Annotated in this window: 13 protein-coding genes and 3 pseudogenes; 5 read left to right on the forward strand and 11 right to left on the reverse strand. The window is 56.8% G+C overall.

Annotation, left to right across the window (positions count from 1 at the left end):
- Window positions 1-283: 283 nt before the first annotated feature.
- Window positions 284-925: a plasmid pRiA4b ORF-3 family protein gene (locus NKI54_RS35260; RefSeq protein WP_352694447.1), complete on the forward strand. Its 642-nt coding sequence runs from the start codon at window positions 284-286 to the stop codon at window positions 923-925.
- A gap of 117 nt (window positions 926-1042) precedes the next feature.
- Window positions 1043-2443 carry an ISKra4 family transposase gene (locus NKI54_RS35265; protein ID WP_352694449.1) on the forward strand — a complete coding sequence of 467 codons (1401 nt, stop codon included), beginning with the start codon at window positions 1043-1045 and terminating at the stop codon, window positions 2441-2443.
- A 225-nt stretch (window positions 2444-2668) separates the two neighbouring features.
- Here the strand turns inward: NKI54_RS35265 and NKI54_RS35270 are convergent, their stop codons facing one another.
- The 5 genes from NKI54_RS35270 to NKI54_RS35290 all read right to left on the reverse strand — a co-directional run bounded on the left by NKI54_RS35270 (window position 2669) and on the right by NKI54_RS35290 (window position 8146).
- Window positions 2669-3220: a GNAT family N-acetyltransferase gene (locus NKI54_RS35270; protein WP_352694424.1), complete on the reverse strand. Its 552-nt coding sequence runs from the start codon at window positions 3218-3220 to the stop codon at window positions 2669-2671.
- Window positions 3220-3381 (reverse strand): hypothetical protein, encoded by a 162-nt coding sequence (locus tag NKI54_RS35275; RefSeq protein WP_352694426.1) that lies wholly within the window; start codon window positions 3379-3381, stop codon window positions 3220-3222. The genes NKI54_RS35270 and NKI54_RS35275 overlap by 1 nt, the downstream gene beginning before the upstream one ends.
- A 452-nt stretch (window positions 3382-3833) precedes the next feature.
- Window positions 3834-5507 carry a N,N-dimethylformamidase beta subunit family domain-containing protein gene (locus tag NKI54_RS35280; protein ID WP_352694428.1) on the reverse strand — a complete coding sequence of 558 codons (1674 nt, stop codon included), beginning with the start codon at window positions 5505-5507 and terminating at the stop codon, window positions 3834-3836.
- A gap of 111 nt (window positions 5508-5618) precedes the next feature.
- Window positions 5619-6470 (reverse strand): sugar phosphate isomerase/epimerase family protein, encoded by an 852-nt coding sequence (locus NKI54_RS35285; RefSeq protein ID WP_352694430.1) that lies wholly within the window; start codon window positions 6468-6470, stop codon window positions 5619-5621.
- 50 nt (window positions 6471-6520) lie between these two features.
- A complete protein-coding gene (locus NKI54_RS35290) occupies window positions 6521-8146 on the reverse strand; it encodes a GMC family oxidoreductase (protein ID WP_352694432.1) in 1626 nt (541 codons plus the stop codon).
- Between the two features lie 259 nt (window positions 8147-8405).
- On the opposite strand from NKI54_RS35290, the gene NKI54_RS35295 reads away from it, so the two are divergent.
- Window positions 8406-8738 (forward strand): hypothetical protein, encoded by a 333-nt coding sequence (locus NKI54_RS35295; protein WP_352694434.1) that lies wholly within the window; start codon window positions 8406-8408, stop codon window positions 8736-8738.
- Window positions 8739-9316: 578 nt separating this feature from the next.
- On the opposite strand, the gene NKI54_RS35300 is transcribed toward NKI54_RS35295, so the two are convergent.
- The 6 genes and pseudogenes from NKI54_RS35300 to NKI54_RS35325 all read right to left on the reverse strand — a co-directional run bounded on the left by NKI54_RS35300 (window position 9317) and on the right by NKI54_RS35325 (window position 15432).
- Complete coding sequence (locus NKI54_RS35300; protein WP_352694435.1) at window positions 9317-10048, reverse strand: hypothetical protein; 732 nt, start codon at window positions 10046-10048, stop codon at window positions 9317-9319.
- 338 nt (window positions 10049-10386) lie between these two features.
- Entirely contained in the window at window positions 10387-11241 is an 855-nt protein-coding gene (locus NKI54_RS35305) for an ABC transporter ATP-binding protein (protein ID WP_352694437.1), read from the reverse strand.
- The gene (locus NKI54_RS35310) at window positions 11238-12038 is read right to left on the reverse strand and encodes an ABC transporter permease (RefSeq protein ID WP_352694439.1); all 801 of its coding nucleotides are present in this window, start codon (window positions 12036-12038) and stop codon (window positions 11238-11240) included. Before NKI54_RS35310 ends, NKI54_RS35305 begins: the two co-directional genes overlap by 4 nt.
- A 79-nt stretch (window positions 12039-12117) precedes the next feature.
- Window positions 12118-13125: an ABC transporter substrate-binding protein gene (locus NKI54_RS35315; RefSeq protein WP_352694441.1), complete on the reverse strand. Its 1008-nt coding sequence runs from the start codon at window positions 13123-13125 to the stop codon at window positions 12118-12120.
- Window positions 13126-13171: 46 nt separating this feature from the next.
- Window positions 13172-13942, reverse strand: coding sequence for an ABC transporter permease (locus NKI54_RS35320; RefSeq protein ID WP_352694443.1), 771 nt, complete (start codon window positions 13940-13942; stop codon window positions 13172-13174).
- Window positions 13943-14353: 411 nt separating this feature from the next.
- A pseudogene (locus NKI54_RS35325) lies at window positions 14354-15432 on the reverse strand (IS630 family transposase).
- A 203-nt stretch (window positions 15433-15635) separates the two neighbouring features.
- Here NKI54_RS35325 and NKI54_RS35330 point away from each other — a divergent pair.
- Together NKI54_RS35330 and NKI54_RS36675 are read left to right on the forward strand one after the other, a co-directional pair.
- Window positions 15636-16215: pseudogene (locus tag NKI54_RS35330) on the forward strand (transposase).
- A 214-nt stretch (window positions 16216-16429) separates the two neighbouring features.
- Window positions 16430-17119: pseudogene (locus tag NKI54_RS36675) on the forward strand (ISL3 family transposase); the annotation flags it as partial.
- Window positions 17120-17187: the final 68 nt, after the last annotated feature.

A 17187-nucleotide genomic window follows, 5' to 3' on the forward strand; every position in this document is an offset into this window, starting at 1 on the left:
CTTCAGGCCGCTGCGCTTGCCGACCAAATTGCCCTGGGCGGCATAATGTTCATGCTCCGTTCGACCTTAGCGTATGATTTCGAGCAGTTCTTGCTCTGACCCCAGTATGGAGAGAGCATGAGGAACTGTGGGGCGGGTGACGGGGTCTGCTTTTCTCGGCTATGTATTGCGCCAAAGATTTTCGACGAGATAGGCGCTTTTGAAGAGTACCAGAACGAGGACGAGCGGAACGTCGCACGCGACGGCTGCGGACGATAGCCAGAATCCGAATGCTACACCGGAAGTGCTGCAATTCCGGATCTGGCTGAAGGGCGTGAGCCCGATGATCTGGCGGCGAGTACAGGTGCCGGCAACGATGACATTGCGTGGGTTGCATGGCGTCTTTCAGGTCGCCATGGGTTGGGAGAGCATCCACCTGTTCCAGTTTGTGTTGCGCGCAACACGCTATGGCTCATGGGAGGCGGCGGCGCGATCTCCCGACATCGCGCTTGGCGATCTGCGGCTGCGCAAGGGAAACCGGTTCCTCTACGAGTACGACCTCACTGTTCCCTGGGAACATGAAGTGAGGCTGGAAGATCGCTTTGAGCTGCGGCCAAGAACCATCTATCCGCGCTGCACTGGTGGTGATGGCGATTGCCCGCCGGAAGATTGCGGCGGTCCCGAAGCCTTCATGATGCAGACGGATTGTGCTTTCGATCTTGAAGTCTATGACGATCTGACGCTGGCGGTGGATTTCTTTGAAGAATCGCACCGGAAGAAGACATTCGATGGTCTCAGCGATCCGGACCGCATGGACGCGCTGCGCGGTACGCTGGAAAGGATTGAAGCCCGCGCCTCCATGCTCGGAACATCCTTCGAGCGCCGGAAAGTGAACAGCCGCCTGCGGGAGGGCGAGCATCTTGTCCTCATGCACCAGCAGATGTGATCGGCCGTTTGCTGCGCCGTCGCTGCGGGCAAGATCGGGGCGGCGATCAGCGTCAGAAACAGGGATCAGGTTTTCCACTCCGGCCGTTCTGGAAAACTCATGAAATCAGGGCATGGCATGCGCGCGCGAATATTGCTGGAAATCATCGGCGAGGACGGATCAACGATCGCAACCGAGGCCGTTGCCGATCTGGAAAAGGCCTCGAACGGCGCCGAGGATCTCGGCCTGTCGCTGGCGGAAGGGAAAGCGCTGCTCGCGGCAACCCAGCAGCGTTTGGTCGAGGCGCAGGTCGTGCTTTGGCTCAAGGAGCGATGCGAGCTTGGCGGCCGCCGACTGCGCTCCAAAGGCAGCTATCCGGTTATCTTCCGCACCCTGTTCGGCGATGTTCGGCTGAAAAGCCCGCGCTATTGCCTTCCGCGTGAAGAACGGGGCAATGGTCCAGCGACGATTTCGCCACTGAGAGAATTGATCCCGGACCACATCGCGCCGGAGCGCCTTTACCTCGAGACGAGGTGGGCCTCGCTCGTACCCTATGCCGCCGCCGCGGAGTTGATGGCCGATGTGCTGCCGATCGACAGCGGCACCAATGCCACCACCGTCAGACAGCATGCGCTTCGCGCGGCCAGCCGGCTCGAGCGGGAGCTGACGGAAGATCGCGTGTCCTTCATGCAGGATTCCTGCCCGCGCGAATGGCAAGATCTTCCCATTCCGGAAGGCCGCATCGTCATCGGTCTGGACGGCGGCTATGTCCGGGACTGGAGCGATAGAAAGAAGAACTTTGAGCTGATCGTCGGCCGCTCGCTGCCTGAGGATCGCGACCCCCGCTATATTGGTTTCGTTCACGGCTATGACCGGAAACCGCAGCGGCGCATTCTCGACCACCTCAAGAAGCAGGGCGTACAGGCCAATCAGGACATCACCTTCATCACCGACGGCGGCGAGGAAGTTCGCTCCCTTGCCGAAATGATCGGACAGGGCAGCGAGCATGTGTTGGACTGGTTCCACATCACCATGCGCCTCACGGTCCTGCGTCAGTTTGCACAGGGACTTCAGCACCATGACCGCAGGGTAGGGATCGAGATGCTCGATGCTCTCGACCGGATCAAATGGTACCTCTGGCATGGGAACGGATACCGGTCGCGCGACGAGATCGACGGACTGCATCTTGATGCCGAAGCGCTTGAAACCGACTATCCGAAAATGCGCAAGTTCTTGACGGCGATCCGGGAATTCCAGGCCTACATCGCGAGCAACAGCGCCAGCCTGATCAACTATGGCGAACGCTATCGGTCCGGGGAACGGATATCCTCGGCCTTCGTCGAGGCGACGGTCAATGCCGTCATCAGCAAGCGATTTGCCAAGAAGCAGCAGATGCAATGGAGCAAACGCGGCGCTCATCTTCTTCTGCAAACCCGCACCCGGACACTCGACGGAAGTCTCAGATCGGCCTTCGAGGAATGGTATCCAGGCATGGCAAACAACAATCCAAGACCCGATCAGCACAGAGAAGCTGCGTGACCGCCCCACAGTTCCTCATGCTCTCCCGTAGGGAGGACACCGGCCGGCCGCGCTGGTCTCGGTCGTGAGAAGACTTGGACAGCGCGGTTGGTTTGCGTAGCAATCTCATTGTTATCGCCCCTATCAGTACGCCTTTATTGAATATCGGCAGTTCAGCTGCAGCGCCGTAGTTAGCTGAGGCACGCGGTTGCGTTTTCGCACAAAGGCGCCACATCGAGATTACTACTAAAGTTTTCGACCCCAATCTGGATAGCGGAGCCTGTAGAGAACCTGGCGTCGCAAGGGATCATCGGCTGCCTTGAGTGGATGGTCGAAGTCGTCGTTTGGATCATGCGACATGCCAATCCGTTCCATAAGCCGTCGTGAGGCGACATTGTCCACCGCCGCATTCGCGACGATTTGGTTCAACTCTAGAGTCTGGAACCCGAAGGCAAGAGCGGCAACGGCGGCTTCGGCCGCATATCCACGCCCCCACCAATCTGGATGCAGCCTCCAAGCGATTTCAACCGCCGGCGTGAAGTGCGCTCTATAAGGAACGCTGACAAGACCGCAGAAGCCGATTAACCCTTCAGCATCCGACCGCTCAAGTGCCCATAGGCCATATCCGTATTTTTTGAAATGCTCGCGTTGGGCATTTACCCACGCCTCAATCCCGCTCCGATCGGCGAGTCTTGCAAGGTATCTTACAACTCTAGGATCGTCATTCATTCTAGCCAATGGTTCGACGTCTTCGTCCTTCCATTCGCGCAGCAGCAGGCGTTCTGTCTGCAGTTCCATCAGGAGCTCCCCCTCCCGCTGAAGATATCCAGCACCGCTCCAGTTGAGCAGCCGCACTCGTCCGAGACCAGCCGCGCAAGCATGCCGAACACGCCATGTCCGCCGGTCACGACCGCCGATTTGCTCGAGGATACAAGGCCGCGCCTTTTGGAATTATTCATCTATAGCTCCTATGAATGCCACAAGGTTGCCGCCGAGTTCGGGACAGGGATATACAGCTAGCTCTGCGAAGATGTAACTGGCTATGTTGAATGCCCCTTTTGCATCGTTCGGACAGCGTCAGCGGACAGCGTGGTTGCTGGTCGGTTGTCTGCCGATGGTCGCTTCAAAGGTCTTGCTGGCCCCAAGTGGGTCCAGCTGACAAGAATCCTTATTCATGGGCCCGCCGGGTCCTCAAATCTGACTAATTAAGTTCCTCCCAGTCCGATTCGAGACGTTGTGAACGCTACAGCACTGAGGTTGCCGAAAACGGCCGACCTGATTCGAAGACGGCTTGGCGACCTTAAGGATCCTCTGCTCACACAAGAGCTCGTTGTGTGGGTGGATCACGCCATGGCCGTCGCCTCCATGATCGCAACGGTTCTCAGACCCTCGTCGCTCATCAAGATGATCTTTAGCCGCGGTTGTTCAGGAAACGGTCGAGAACGTTGCGTGTTATTTGCTCTGTGTAGAAATCGTGCTCGATCAAACCGCGCACCCATTCGCAGGTAGCCGCGCAAAACACTTCGCCTTCGCCTTTCTGAAACGAAACGACCATACCGGTTCCGCGAGAATGCTTCTCAACCGCCTGGGGACTTTCATTTCCCTCTAAGATGGTCGCTGTGTAGCGCGCATCTCCATCGCCAAGGACGTGATAATACGCGTGTTCGGGCAAACCGTATTCTGATTTCGTTGCCCAGTTCATGGCGATGATCTGAACACCTTCAGGGGCTCCATCCGTTCCCAATGGCTCAGGGAGTCCATTGACAAACTGGTAATCGAGCCCATCGACTTCAAACGCAAAGATGCTGGCCTCGTCACCGAACATGTCGGCGTACCCCAAGCCGGTCCGCTCTAGGGACCAATGCTTGGGTCTGAAGACATTGAATCCTCGCGCTGACCGCGGCGCCATGGCGTAAACACCGGCGTATACGCCTCGCAATGCGTTGACCCCGAAAGTCTCGGCGCCCGGATATCCGATGATGGGGTCCTCCCAAGCACCAGTCATTAGCCTCGGATTTTCGTGACGAACTGGGTCGTGGTCTCTCGCCATGTACTTGTAGCAGGTCTGACCTGCCCCGTTCTCCGCCAGCCTGATCTGCCACATGAAGTTGCCGGCAAACCGAGCTACCTTTCCGCCTCGCTCGGTGAACGAGTCAACAGTTTGTCGCATCGGTGTAGACCAGTATTCATCGTGCCCGACGAAAACGAGACAGTCGTAACCTGAGACGCAATCGGGGTGCAACTCCAGGTCATCTTGGGGAATGACGTGCACTGAGTATCCGGACTGCTCGGCCCAGAGCAGAAAGAGTCTCTCGTAGCTGGGCCATCCGGCGGTTGCGTAGTATCGCGTGTAGCCGTTCGCGAAAGCCCACTCCTTCGATTCCCAATCAGGCGGCATTGGCGTACGCGGCCGGGGTTTGGACACGTTCCGAGGTGCGCCGGGGGGTAGCCATACCTGGCCGCGTGCCCACGGCCTCGATGCAGATAGTGTCGGGCAAACTCCCAACGGATACTGTGGGTGCAGCCCGCGGTAATGGGATGCGCCACCCCAATCATTGTATGCCGACCAGGTACAGGTGGCAGCAACCATTAGCAATGTGTTACTGCACCCGCCCCTGCGCGAGCGAACAAAAAATATGTGGTGCCCTAGTGCAGGCGAATGCACGTCTTGGCCATGAGCCCTCATAGACACGATATATGCACCCGGCCTTAGATCGAGAGGAAGTTCGATCGCAATCGTTTCCTGCCAGTCACAACCACTCATGTAGGCCATATTCGGCAAGCGCTGGAAACTCACGTCTAAGTCGTCGATTCGTCTGAAGATGCTCTGCTCTATTCCCTCTCTACTCACCTCGACCGTAAGGTTATTCACGGTCGAGGAGATAAAGAGGCGGAGGGTCTCTCCGGGCATGTAGCTGCGCTTGTCGCTGTAACACCAGGCAGCAGGGCCGCCATTTTCGTCGGGCATTTCCACCCAAGTGCTTTTGGACGCCGCTGCGGCGCCCGATGACACACGGAGCGGCCAAGGCTGTAATCCGGCTTTCTCGTCCAACGTCGTCCGCGCTTCGGCTGGTCCATTCTGCATTTAGGTCGCTCCGCATTGTTGGTGTGACGCCGCGCTCTGTCCTGCTTCAATTATGACACCAGACCGATTCAGGAATCGTGGAAGTTGAAAATTTGATCCCGAGCGAAATACTCAAACCACCGTTCTGCAGCGTTCAAGGCTTATCTTCATCACGTCTTCCGGGTTTCTAGTCCACCAATCTAAGCTGGAAAAGATTTCGACTTCGACGGGACCATCGTACCCAGCGGCCTCCACCCATCCGCGGATCAAGCGCAGATCGATGACTCCGTCCCCCATCATGCCGCGATCGAAGACCATGTCGCGAGTGGGTACCAGCCAATCGCTGACGTGAAAGCCGAGCAGCCGATCCCGATCCTTCCCAGTTCGCATGATCTCTGCCTCAAGTCGGGTATCCCACCAGACATGATAGACATCGAGAAGGATGCCTATGCCAGGTCCGAGTGCGTCACAAAGATCATTGGCATCGGTCATCGTGTTCATACACGAGCGGTCCGCAGCGACCATCGGGTGGAGAGGTTCGAGCGCCAGTGGCACTCCTGCTTGCCTTGCCGGCACAAGCAGTTCGGCGAGCATGTCTTGGTATTGCGTGCGAACCCCACTCAAATCTTTGCTACCCGGCGGCAAACTACCGGGAAGCACTGGGAGGCAGCCGGCCGAAATTTCCGCCGCCTGATCAAGCGCTCTTCGCGCATCGTCGAGAGCCAATTGTCGATCGGCTTTGTCAAGTCCGACGAGCGGACCAGCGCGGTTCAAACTGGTCACTGACATGCCATTGTCTGCAAGAAGCCGCTTAACCTCAGCTAAGCCGTATTTATCAATGCCGTCGCGCCAGGCGCCGATCCAATGCACGCCGTGCCGCGCATAGCCCTCCACTGCCTCGCGGAAGTCCCACTGTTTGCGGGTCGTCGCTTGATTAATCGCTATCCGCTCAGGCTTGAGCGCCGCCACTGGTCCATGAGTCAATGATCGAATTCCTTTGGTGTAACTTTGTCTCGCCTGCGGGAGCGGGCGATCTACGAAGTGGTCAAGCGCCCCCGAATCAGGTCGGCCGCCCTCTCGGCAACCACGATCGCCGTCGCGTTCATGCCGCCCGAAACCGGACTGGGAAGAACCGAATTGTCGATGACTCTCAATCCAGACACGCCACGGACACGAAGCTGCGTATCCGTCACACTTGAATCGCTAGAACCCATTCTGCATGTTCCAGTATAGTGAGCTGCACTGGATCCTACGAGTCGAGCGAAATCATAAAGTTCATCGTCCGTGACGACATCCTTACCCGGGGCGGTTTCGTCTACGCTCCATCGCTTAAGAGCACTCATTTCATAGATTTTGCGGGCAGCACGCAGTCCCACCAGCATGCGAGGCCAATCAGTTTCCGCGGAAAGATAGTTTGGATTTATGGCGGGCCTATCGTTGGGGTCGGAGGAGCGGGCGAGAACGGTTCCCACGCTATCTGGGCAGGAAAGCCAGACGCCGATCGTCATTCCGCCGGCGCTTTCAAGCTTTCCAGGCGCCGCCGCTGAGAAACTGACTGGCGCGAACATCAGCTGCAGGTCGGAGAACTCGCATTCTGGCGAACTCTTGCAATAGACGGACGCCATACTCGCCCCTAGCGTCAACAAACCTTTGTTTGCAACCATGTATTTGAGGCATTCAAGCGCAATACTGGCGACAGTGTTCCTTTCGTTTATCGTTGTTATTCCCTCAGTGCGGTGAGAAATCCTGACCATGTACTGATCGCGGAAATTTCGGCCAACGTTTGGTGATCTGTGCGTGACCGGCACTCCAATTTCTTTCAGGTGCGACGGATCGCCGATCCCACTCAGTTGAAGCAGCTGCGGAGAACGAAGAGCGCCACAGGAGACGATTACCTCCCGCCTAACTTTGACGCGAGACCGTACACCATCCCGGACGAACTCCACGCCTTCAACTTGCTTCCCGGAGAACAATATCCGCGTGCAATTGGCGTTGGTTTCGATCCTCAGGTTGTAACTTTTTTTTCGAGCCGGCCGAAGATAGGCTGACGCTGTGCTGGCTCTAAACCGGCCGTTTCGATTCTGCTGAAAAAGGCTGACGCCGTCTCGGATCGGAGCGTTCATATCCCCCACCTCGTCGTAACCCGCCTGACAAGCCGCCTGCACGAAGGCGCGCGCAAGTGGGTGTACTGTCCGGAAAGGAGAAACGGCAATTGGACCCGATCCGCCGCGGTACTCCGATTCGCCGCCTATGAAGGATTCGGCCTTTTTGAAATAGGGAAGTAGCCCAGCATAGTCCCACCCCGCACAATCCAGTTCTGTGGCAAAACGGTCATATTCAGCGGCTTGCCCCCTCACGAACAAGATGCCGTTTATAGAGCTACTACCTCCGAGTCCCCTGCCAGCTGGGAAAACTATATCGCGGTAATATGTCTTAGCCTCTGGCTCAGTCTTGTACATCCAGTTGAAGCGAGGGCTTCGCAACAAATAAAAGTAGCCTGCCGGAATATGGATGAACGGATGCCGGTCTCGGGGTCCTGTTTCCAGCAGCAAGACCTTAGACGAAGCGTCCTCCGACAGGCGAGCTGCAACTACTGATCCTGCCGAGCCCGCTCCAACGACGCAGAAATCGGTTTCCAAATCCCACGAAGCAACTGTCATTCTATTTCCACATCGATGTGAGAGCGAGGCCATTATCACTACCACGAAAGGGAATGTCGTTCCAGTCGGAATATCCTTTCTTTTTGTTTTGGAGCTCCTGTCGCTCAAATCAGCGCCAGCATCCCAGGCGAGGCCTCTCAGGAGGGCGGGCCTCCAATAAAAGAGGGCGTACGCCAGGGAACAGCAAGCGCCTCGATGTCCTGCGCCGCTGCGCCGCCGCAGAGCCCGGTTCGATTGTGAGGAACGGCCGGCCGGCATAGTGGACGATCGCCTGTCGGCCATGGGCTATGGGCGCGGCTGCGTGTGCCTCACGGGCAGCGAGGTGGTGCTGAACGGCCGCGAACAAAGGGCACGGCAGCTTACGGGGAGACAGCGGCGCGTTACAGTCCGCGCCAGCTCGCATTTCATCTCGCCCCTTGAAATCTTTGCTTATCCACTTCGCCGGCGGGTGCGGGCCGATACAACCCGCCTGATCATCCATCATGCAGCCCGTTACACAGTTACACAGGCATTTGGCGACGATATCGTATACCGTATCAAAAACTTGTTCGAGAAAGAAAACCGCAAAGAAGCCAATGCCGGAGGCACATGAGGCACAATCCGTTCGGCCCTTTCGCTACATGCGGTTGAAGAGGTCTTCTGGTTTCGGCGAACATGCTGTCCATCATGTCCTGCCTATTTTCGCAAGCTCCTCAAGAATCGGCGCGGTACCACAACGCGCCGCCATCGTGTCAACGGCATCGCCCTGCTCTACAGAACTTTCGACAAACTTCGCACAGGACCGCGGTTGTCGAGGACGTGTCGGGGACTGTCGATCTCTAGCTTGCTCAAGTATGTTGAAGTAGCAGTATTTTCCTGAGCCGCGTGCACCCACCATAAGTTCAGCAGCTCGGTAGATCTTAATTGGCTTCGTTACTTGGGCAACAACTTAACACCCCATCTTCGTGCGCGTTTCGAAGCGAAGGGGACGTTTCGTTTTATCATGCGTGACATGCCGCCTGCTAAATTTTCAGCCTGAGGCAGCTCACGCTTAGTCGAATGTCCGCCATGAGATGGTTCTTCGGTTCTTCTGGCGCACGGCTCTTTTTTTCGTTGCCAGCTTGTGACGTCTTTCAAGACATTGACCTAATAGGGTTTGGTCGGAACTGGTGCTGATGTCGGGATTGGGAACTACAGGCGTCTGAGCGCATCGATCACAGAAATGAAGCGATAACTTTCAGTGACGAGGCCCTGTTCGTTTCGGATGGCGGCGCGCCGTGCTTCGGCGGCCACACGCTCCATCTCGCTGACATCCGCTTCTCGTTCCAAAAGCCAGTTGCGGTAGGTCGGATCGACCTCCTTAACCGGCATGCCGCTCGCCTGGAGGGCAGGTTCACGGGGTATCAGCGGACGCAAGACCCGGCCCGGATTGTGCTCCGTGCGCTTGTCGTTGCCCGTGATAGTAAAATCAGGCTTCCCGACGCGGCCGCTCGGTGAATAGGCGACCGCCGTAACGATCCGGTCGAGCGCCGCGTCCTCTTCCTTTGGCCGATGCTTTATATCTTGTGGCAGCCGGTCTGGCACCGCGAGCCGGGTGATGCCGCAATCGTTAATGGCGTCTAGAACAGTCCGCTGGTCGCCAGGCAGAATCTTCTCGCGCCGCTGAGGCCAGAAGTCGAACGGCGCATGGGTGCCATTCCCCTTGCCGGAATGCAGGGCGTAGATTTCCGGGTAGATTTTGCGTTCAGCGCGACGGCTGGGCTTCACATCATAAAAGGATGTAATCGCGATCTGCAGCAGATGCGTCGCGCCGATCCCGCCGAGCGGACTGTCGATCACCAGGCCAAACCGGTCATGTGCATGCCAGTTCGGGAAGACGTCGGCGATCGATCCTTTCCGTCCTCCGATCTCGACGTCGAACATATCGGATTTCAGAAGCGCTAGGACATGCACTGGCAGTTCTCCTTCGCCCGCATGTTGCCAAAGGCATCAGGGGTTGGACGGCCGTCCTCGCTTGCCGTGTCGGCAGTGAGTTGCTCGGCGACATTGGGCGGGCGCGATGGCGATGTCCAGGCCCTCCGGCCCGGGCCGCTTTTTCGGCGCGCAACAGACCGTGCTGGGTTGAGAGTCGTCCGACCCCGCGGGCTGCACCGGGTCCGTGGTGGCGGCGGCTGGGCTCATATCCTTCCTATTCCCGTTGGCGTTAGGTAAGCTCAAAGCGACTGTGTCTTCGTGCTACTTTTTTGTAAGTCGTTTCGGCTTCATTTGAACTGGTAAACGCCCAGCTTTTCGAACGTCCTGTAGATTTCCTCAGCATATTTCGCGAATTCAGGGTACTGCCCGAGATAAGCAGGCCGCGGCCTCGGCAGATCGATGCGGATCTCCTCAACAATTTGTCCGGGGGAGTTCGACATCACCAAAATTCGGTCTGATAAACCGATTGCCTCTTCAATCGAATGAGTGATGAACAGAACGCTCTTGCGCGTCTCCATCCACAGCGCCTCAAGGTCGTGCCTTATCTGCGTCCGTGAAATGGCGTCAAGGGCCCCGAACGGTTCATCCATCAGCAGCACGGCGGGATCATGAATCAGGGCCCGAGCGATAGATACGCGCTGCTGCATCCCGCCCGATAGTTGCCTTGGATAGCGGGCCTCAGCTCCGGTAAGCGCGAGCTTTTCGAACAGCTCCTTCGCACGCTTTTGAGTTGCAGCACGATTGAGACCGCGAATTTCTTGCTGAAGGAGCACGTTGCTCATAGCGGTCCGGAACTCAAGCAACAAATGATCCTGGAACACAATCCCTACATCGGTCATCGGACTTTTGAGAATTTTTCCGTTGACCTCGACATGGCCAATTGTAGGCTCAAGCAAGCCCGCGATGATTAGCATAAGAGTGCTCTTGCCACAACCCGAGGGGCCAAGAACGCTGACAAATTCTCCCTCGCCGATCTCGACTTTAACTGGACCAAGCGCGCGGAACTGGCCGTAATGTTTCTCAATATCAGATGCCAATATTGATCTGCGATTGTCATTCTGCTTCATCCTGAACGCGCCATCCCTAACTAAAACCGGCGCCCCCTGCGGAGCCACGTTTCGCATTCCAACAAGTTTGGTCACAAGCCCCTCCTCCAAGGCATCATTAACTTTTCTAGCCCGAGCAAGAGACCCGTCAGCAATGTCGCCAGCAAGGCCGTCGCAATTATCCCTGCGAACATTAAGGAAATGTCCATGTAGTCTCCCGCTGACAGAATTAGTCTCTCAAGTCCCTCGTTGGCGCCGATGAATTCAGCAGTTATGCAGGCTGTCACCGCATTGACCATTCCGATCTTCATACCGGCAAAAATATGTGGCATTGCCGCGGGAAGTCGGATGAAACGAAATGTCTGCCATGAGCTGGCCCCCATCGATTTAGTTAGCAGTTGAAAGCGCGGATTCACTGATGAGAATCCAGCGATGCTGGTCACCAAAATTGGAAAGAACGTCATGATGACCGTCAATCCGATGCGAGGGGCAAACCCAAAACCAAACCAGACTATCAGTAGTGGTGCTGTGATCGTTTTAGGTAGGATTTCAAAGAACACGACTAGCGGAAACAAGTTCCGTCTCAGTGAAGAGTATGAAGCAATCGCCAGTCCCAGCGGAATGGCAATCAACGTGGCAACGGCAAAGCCGACCAAAACGACATATCCCGTGGCCGCAAAATTATAAGCGAGCGCGCCCCGATCGGTAACGAATCTGCCCAGGAAGTCACTCGGAGGAGGAAAAAGATATTTTGGGACGTCAAACCATTCACTGCCGAATTGCCACGCAATGACAAAAGCAATCAATACCAATGCGGGGGGCCCAATGCGTTCGGCCCCAGTCGCTAAGTATGGAGAAAGAGGTCTTCTGGTCTCTGCGAAAACGTTGGCCATTGTTGCCCTGCTTGTTGTCGTAAGCACCCCACAACCTGCGGCGGCAACTTAACGCGCCGCCGCGGTTGCTATTAGCTAGTTAGGGACATGGAGGAAGCTGAGCGGGAAGAAAGGCTTCCGTATGCTTCGATTCAATGCCACCGTCACCCAAAGAACCCAACGACTGAGTGAGAACTTCTCCCGTCGACGCCCACACGGCTGCAGGAGCCTTCCCCATACCTTCCGATCCAGCCGCGCAGATTGAGGGAATGATGTAGTTCGTCAGTTCTTCAATTAGCTCTGATTTCTCCTGGGCATCAGGATACCTCGACCGAAGCGCATCGACTGCGGCCTCCGGGTCCTTAGCAGCGGAGGCGTACCCTCTCAGCGTGGCGTCTACGAACCTCTTGTAGAGGTCGGGGTTCTGTTGGAGCTTCTGATCCTGAGCGATGAGGCTCATCCCCACAAGCGAAACGCCGACATCCTTGAAATACATGATTTTCGTTTTAATGCCCTTTGTCTCAAGTGGCATCATCACCGCAGCCGGTGCATCGGGAACTGCATCAACCTTTTTCTCAGCCAAGAGACCGACGTTGGCTGAGGCGTCCCCCGAAAGGATGTTGATCTTTGACTTGTCGAGCCCATTCACCTTCACCATAGCGTCAAAGAGAGGGATAAGTGAGGAGCCAGCGGATAGAAAGACAGTTTTTCCTTCAAGATCCTTTGGGCTCGAGATGGGCGTATCCTGAAGAGAGATGACCCCGAGCTCCGACGTCTGATAGATGGGGACGATGATTTTGATCGGCGCACCCTTCGCTGCAACGCCAATGGCAGATGGACCATTTGCCAGCCCAACGTCGGTAGTGCCGGCCGCAACGAGCTGCGACGTGACTCCCGAGCCCTTTCCGGGCTCGATTTCAAGGTCGATTCCTGCCTCCTTATAGTAGCCAATAGAATCAGCATAGATGATTCCAATGCTCGAATTATCTGGCGTCCAGTTGAGGGTAACCTTTAACTTCTCTGCCGCCACAGCTGGTGAGATCGCAAGAGCTGCAACCAGACAACCAACTCCGGCTGCGCGGAGACAATAATCCAGGTATTTTCGCATAGTCACTTTCCTCCTTCTTTGACAGTTTAGCCTTACAGGTTCCCACCTAGTCGCGGTATTTCCGCATTATCTTGTTTTCTAGCAGCTGACTAAGTGTATTGAGCAGGACACCGACCACAGCTGTTATCAGCACAACTGAGATGACTTGCACGGTGTCTCGATTTCGAGCGCCGATCAACGCCGCATATCCAAGCCCGTCATTTGCTGCTAGGAACTCACTTACAACCGCAATCGTAGTGGCAGCTGCCAAAGCGATGCGAAAGGCGCTTAACAAATAGGGCAGCATCGTGGGCCACTCAATGAATCGAAATGTCTGTAGCGCGTTTGAGCCCATTGTCTTTGTGACGAAATAAAGACGATCATTAGTGCTTTTTATGCCAGTAACAGCGTTCACCAAGACCGGAAAGAAAACGCTTGAGCCAACCAGGATTGATGTCGGAACTAGTCCAAATCCGAACCAAATAATCAAAACGGGTATTATCGAGATCTGCGGCATGGCCTGCAGGAACACCACAAAGGGATAAAGCGATCGTTCGAGCCAACCTACTTTCGCGAGCGCAAGTCCCGTCGGGATAGCAACCGCGACTCCGCAGGAAAAACCGACGGCTATAACCTTAAGGGTGGAGGCGGTATTTGCTAGAAAATAGCCCGGCTTGGAGCTAATCAAACCAAACACTTGCTCCGGAGCTGGAAGGATATAGTCCGGGATCTCGAAAGCTCGAACCGCGGCTGACCAAATCGCCGCGACAACCAAGAGCCAAAACGATGCAACCGCCCAATCTGGGAGGATTATCTTCGGCCTCAGAATTCGCGCCACGCTTCTAACCCCTATATGGAACGCGCTCACATCTGGAACGTGGTTCTATCTGTCATCTTTTTAGCCCGGTGTCAATCTGAAACGCACCTCAATCGCTTGGCAATCTTCGCTATCCGCGACGAATCGAGACCTACGACTATATTCGCGCCGGCCGCCCTGCGTCAGCACGGCGTAGGTGGTCGGTCGGCCGCCAGAACCACAATCCCGCGCCGAGCTCCTCGTACACGGGTAGACTAGGCTGCGCGTCGGTTGGGCTTCCGGCACAACCCTTGCTACGGCACGATCTGGAGCGGCGCCAGATCGCGACGCTCTTGCCGGACCGTGAGATTGCGACGGTTGAAACGTGGCTGGCGGATCATTCGGAGATCCAGATTGTCTCACGTGATGGTGGCGGAGGTTGCGGCTTAGCAGCTAGTGTTGTGACTCTAACGCTTGTTTTGCACGAGCGACTTTTTCGAGGATGTTGCCGGCGGTGGCGGTCCACACGAACGGTTTGGGCTTGGCGTTATGGCTTCGAGGTAATCCATGATTGCCTGCTGCAGTTCGGGGACACTTCTGAAGACGCCGCGGCGGATGCTCTTGTCGGTGATTTCCGCGAAGAAGCGCTCGACCTGATTGAGCCACGAGGCGGATGTGGGCGTAAAATGGAAATGAACGCGTGGGCGCTTCTTCAACCAGGTCTGCACGGCCGGGGTCTTGTGGGTGGCGTAATTGTCCATGATCAGATGCAGATCGAGATGCTTGGGTGTGTCGCGCTCAATGATCCTGAGGAAGCGCAAGAACTCCTTCGCCCGATGCCGCGGCAGGCACTCGCCGATCACCTTGCCGGTCTTCACGTCCAAGGCGGCGAACAGGGTGGTCGTGCCATGACGCTTGTAATCGTGCGTCATGGTTCCAGCGCGCCCCTTCTTCATCGGCAAGCCTGGTTGCGTGCGATCCAGCGCCTGGATCTGGCTCTTCTCGTCGACGCACAGCACCAACGCCTTGTCGGGCGGGTTGAGGTAGAGGCCAACCACATCGGCGACCTTGTCGGCGAATTTGGGATCGCGCGAGAGCTTGAATGTACGCGTCAGATGCGGCTTGAGACCGTGCGCCTTCCAAATCCGCTGCACCGCAGCCGGCGAGATGCCGGACGCCTTCGCCATCGTGCGCACGCTCCAATGCGTGATGCCCAGCGGCTTGGTGTTGAGCGTCATGTCCACCACCTTCTTCACCGTCTCAGCCGACAACGGCTTCCTGCGCGGCGGCCGCGTGGCATCCTTCAACAGGCCTTCAATCCCCTTGTCGCGATAGCGCCGGCGCCAGCGCCGCACAGTCAGCACGCTCTTGCCGACCGCCTCAGCAACCGGCAGCGCGCGCAGACCGTCGCCCGTCAACAGGACGATCCGTGCACGCCACACAACCTTCTGCGGCGTGTTGCGATCACGAACCAGACCTGCAAGCCTCTCCCGATCAGCGGCGGGAACTTCAATGCGTTCGATCTTGCCCATTCGGCAAGACTCGCACACTTCATCGAAATTGAGAATCCACCGTCAGAAACAGAACACTAGCCTAGTTTCCGTCCACAAACGTCAAACTATTGATTTTATTGCCGAAATTGTGACTTTGCGCAGGCAAGGTCCGGCGGTTTCAGGTACACTTTGGTCTCATGCCACTGATTCCAAAGCACAATCTGCAACCGCCGGAGCCGACAATGCGCCAAGAACGCACCGTCCAAGGCAGTATATTCGATGTTTTCGCCACACACGAGATCGGGCACGAACTGAAGGCGATGTCGCAGTGGCTGGACGAGCACCACGATCTGCTTGGATTGGTGGCGCGAGACTTGGTTCGGTGCAGCGTCAAGGCGACCGGACGGCAAGGCCTACCTGCCGAAGCGGTCTTACGTTGCGCGCTGCCCACGCGACAGCGATCGGTTGCTGCCGATGCTGGAGCGCCACATCGCCATCTACGGCCAGTCGCCGCGGCAGGTGGCCGCCGATGGCGGCTTTGCCAGTCGAGGCAATCTAGCCACAGCGAAGGCTTTGGGCGTTCGCGACATGGCATTCCACAAGAAAGCCGGCCTCAGGATCGAGGACATGGTCCGCAGCAATTGGGTCTATCGCAAGCTGCGTAACTTCCGTGCCGGCATCGAAGCTGGCATCTCATGCCTCAAGCGCGCTTACGGCTTGGCGCGCTGCACATGGCGCGGCCTCGATCACTTCAAGACTTACGTCTGGTCCTCGGTCGTGGCCTACAACCTTGTCCTCTTCACGCGCCTCAAGCCGACCTGATACCACCGACCCGGCATCGCAGTTGCGTCGCACCGGCCGAGCCGGCCTCGTGGCGCGCCCTTCAGCGCGTTAAAAACGCCTTTCCGCCGATACCAGCGTTCTACATCCCACCTTCGTCCCTCAACGGCCTCTCTCGACAATCGACAAGTGCTTGCAAATACCCGCAAAAAGAGACGTTTGTGGACGGAAACTAGCCTAGTAGGGCTATGCCACTGCGGTTCAGGTCGCCGACCACTGGCATCTCTTGGAAAACGCCAGCGCTGCTTTCTGTGATGCGGTTCGCAAGTCGATGCGCTCGATCGAACGGCGATCGGCGCCACCGCGATTAATCCCGACCTGCTCACCTACGCCGAAAAGCTACAGTGTGAAGGTTATCTGCGACGCGAGCAGACAAACGCCACCCTCATGAAGCTCCTGCGTTCCGTTCCAGGAGATCGTGCGTCGGACCGGTCATAGCGGTAAGCTGGGTCCGTCAAGTGGTTGGTGGCCATCGGGTCCGATATCTTCCGGGTCTGCCAGAGTTCGCTTGAAGCCTGCCACCCTTCCTCGACGAGGAATGGGCCTCGGGCTGCAACAAAGCAAGCGAACTTTGGCGGGGGCTGACGAAGCTTTCGGGGATGCTTGAGAGTCGTCAGCGAATGGGCGAGGCGCCGCCGCCGCGCCGAGATGGCCTCCGATCAGCAACTTCACCAAGTGCCGTCAGCCAGAATGATCGCAAGGCTGATGAACGGCTCGCGATCATCGCAAGCGGCGATCACCGAGCCGCGAAACAACGGAGAAATGGACAAACGGAGGATCAGATCACAAAGCTTAAGCCCGTGAAGCGGCAGATGTACGGCCAGGGAAGCTCGACCTCCTGCAAGCCAGTCGTAAGCGCGAATTTCCCCGCACCTTTTGCTGTTGAGTGCTCTGATGCATGAGGTGTCCACCAAAATAGGTGGACACCTTGTGATGGAAGAAGATGAGCAGAAA

Origin of the sequence: Mesorhizobium sp. M0663 (assembly GCF_040320585.1) — a bacterium.
GTDB lineage: Bacteria > Pseudomonadota > Alphaproteobacteria > Rhizobiales > Rhizobiaceae > Mesorhizobium.

What these genes read in the sequence shown, in the direction of transcription:
- NKI54_RS35265 (WP_352694449.1), top strand. Translation starts at nt 1,043, where the DNA reads ATGCGCGCGCGAATATTGCTGGAAATCATCGGCGAGGACGGATCAACG.
- NKI54_RS35275 (WP_352694426.1), bottom strand. Translation starts at nt 3,381, where the DNA reads ATGAATAATTCCAAAAGGCGCGGCCTTGTATCCTCGAGCAAATCGGCG.
- NKI54_RS35270 (WP_352694424.1), bottom strand. Translation starts at nt 3,220, where the DNA reads ATGGAACTGCAGACAGAACGCCTGCTGCTGCGCGAATGGAAGGACGAA.
- NKI54_RS35290 (WP_352694432.1), bottom strand. Translation starts at nt 8,146, where the DNA reads ATGACAGTTGCTTCGTGGGATTTGGAAACCGATTTCTGCGTCGTTGGA.
- NKI54_RS35315 (WP_352694441.1), bottom strand. Translation starts at nt 13,125, where the DNA reads ATGCGAAAATACCTGGATTATTGTCTCCGCGCAGCCGGAGTTGGTTGT.
- NKI54_RS35280 (WP_352694428.1), bottom strand. Translation starts at nt 5,507, where the DNA reads ATGCAGAATGGACCAGCCGAAGCGCGGACGACGTTGGACGAGAAAGCC.
- NKI54_RS35300 (WP_352694435.1), bottom strand. Translation starts at nt 10,048, where the DNA reads ATGTTCGACGTCGAGATCGGAGGACGGAAAGGATCGATCGCCGACGTC.
- NKI54_RS35310 (WP_352694439.1), bottom strand. Translation starts at nt 12,038, where the DNA reads ATGGCCAACGTTTTCGCAGAGACCAGAAGACCTCTTTCTCCATACTTA.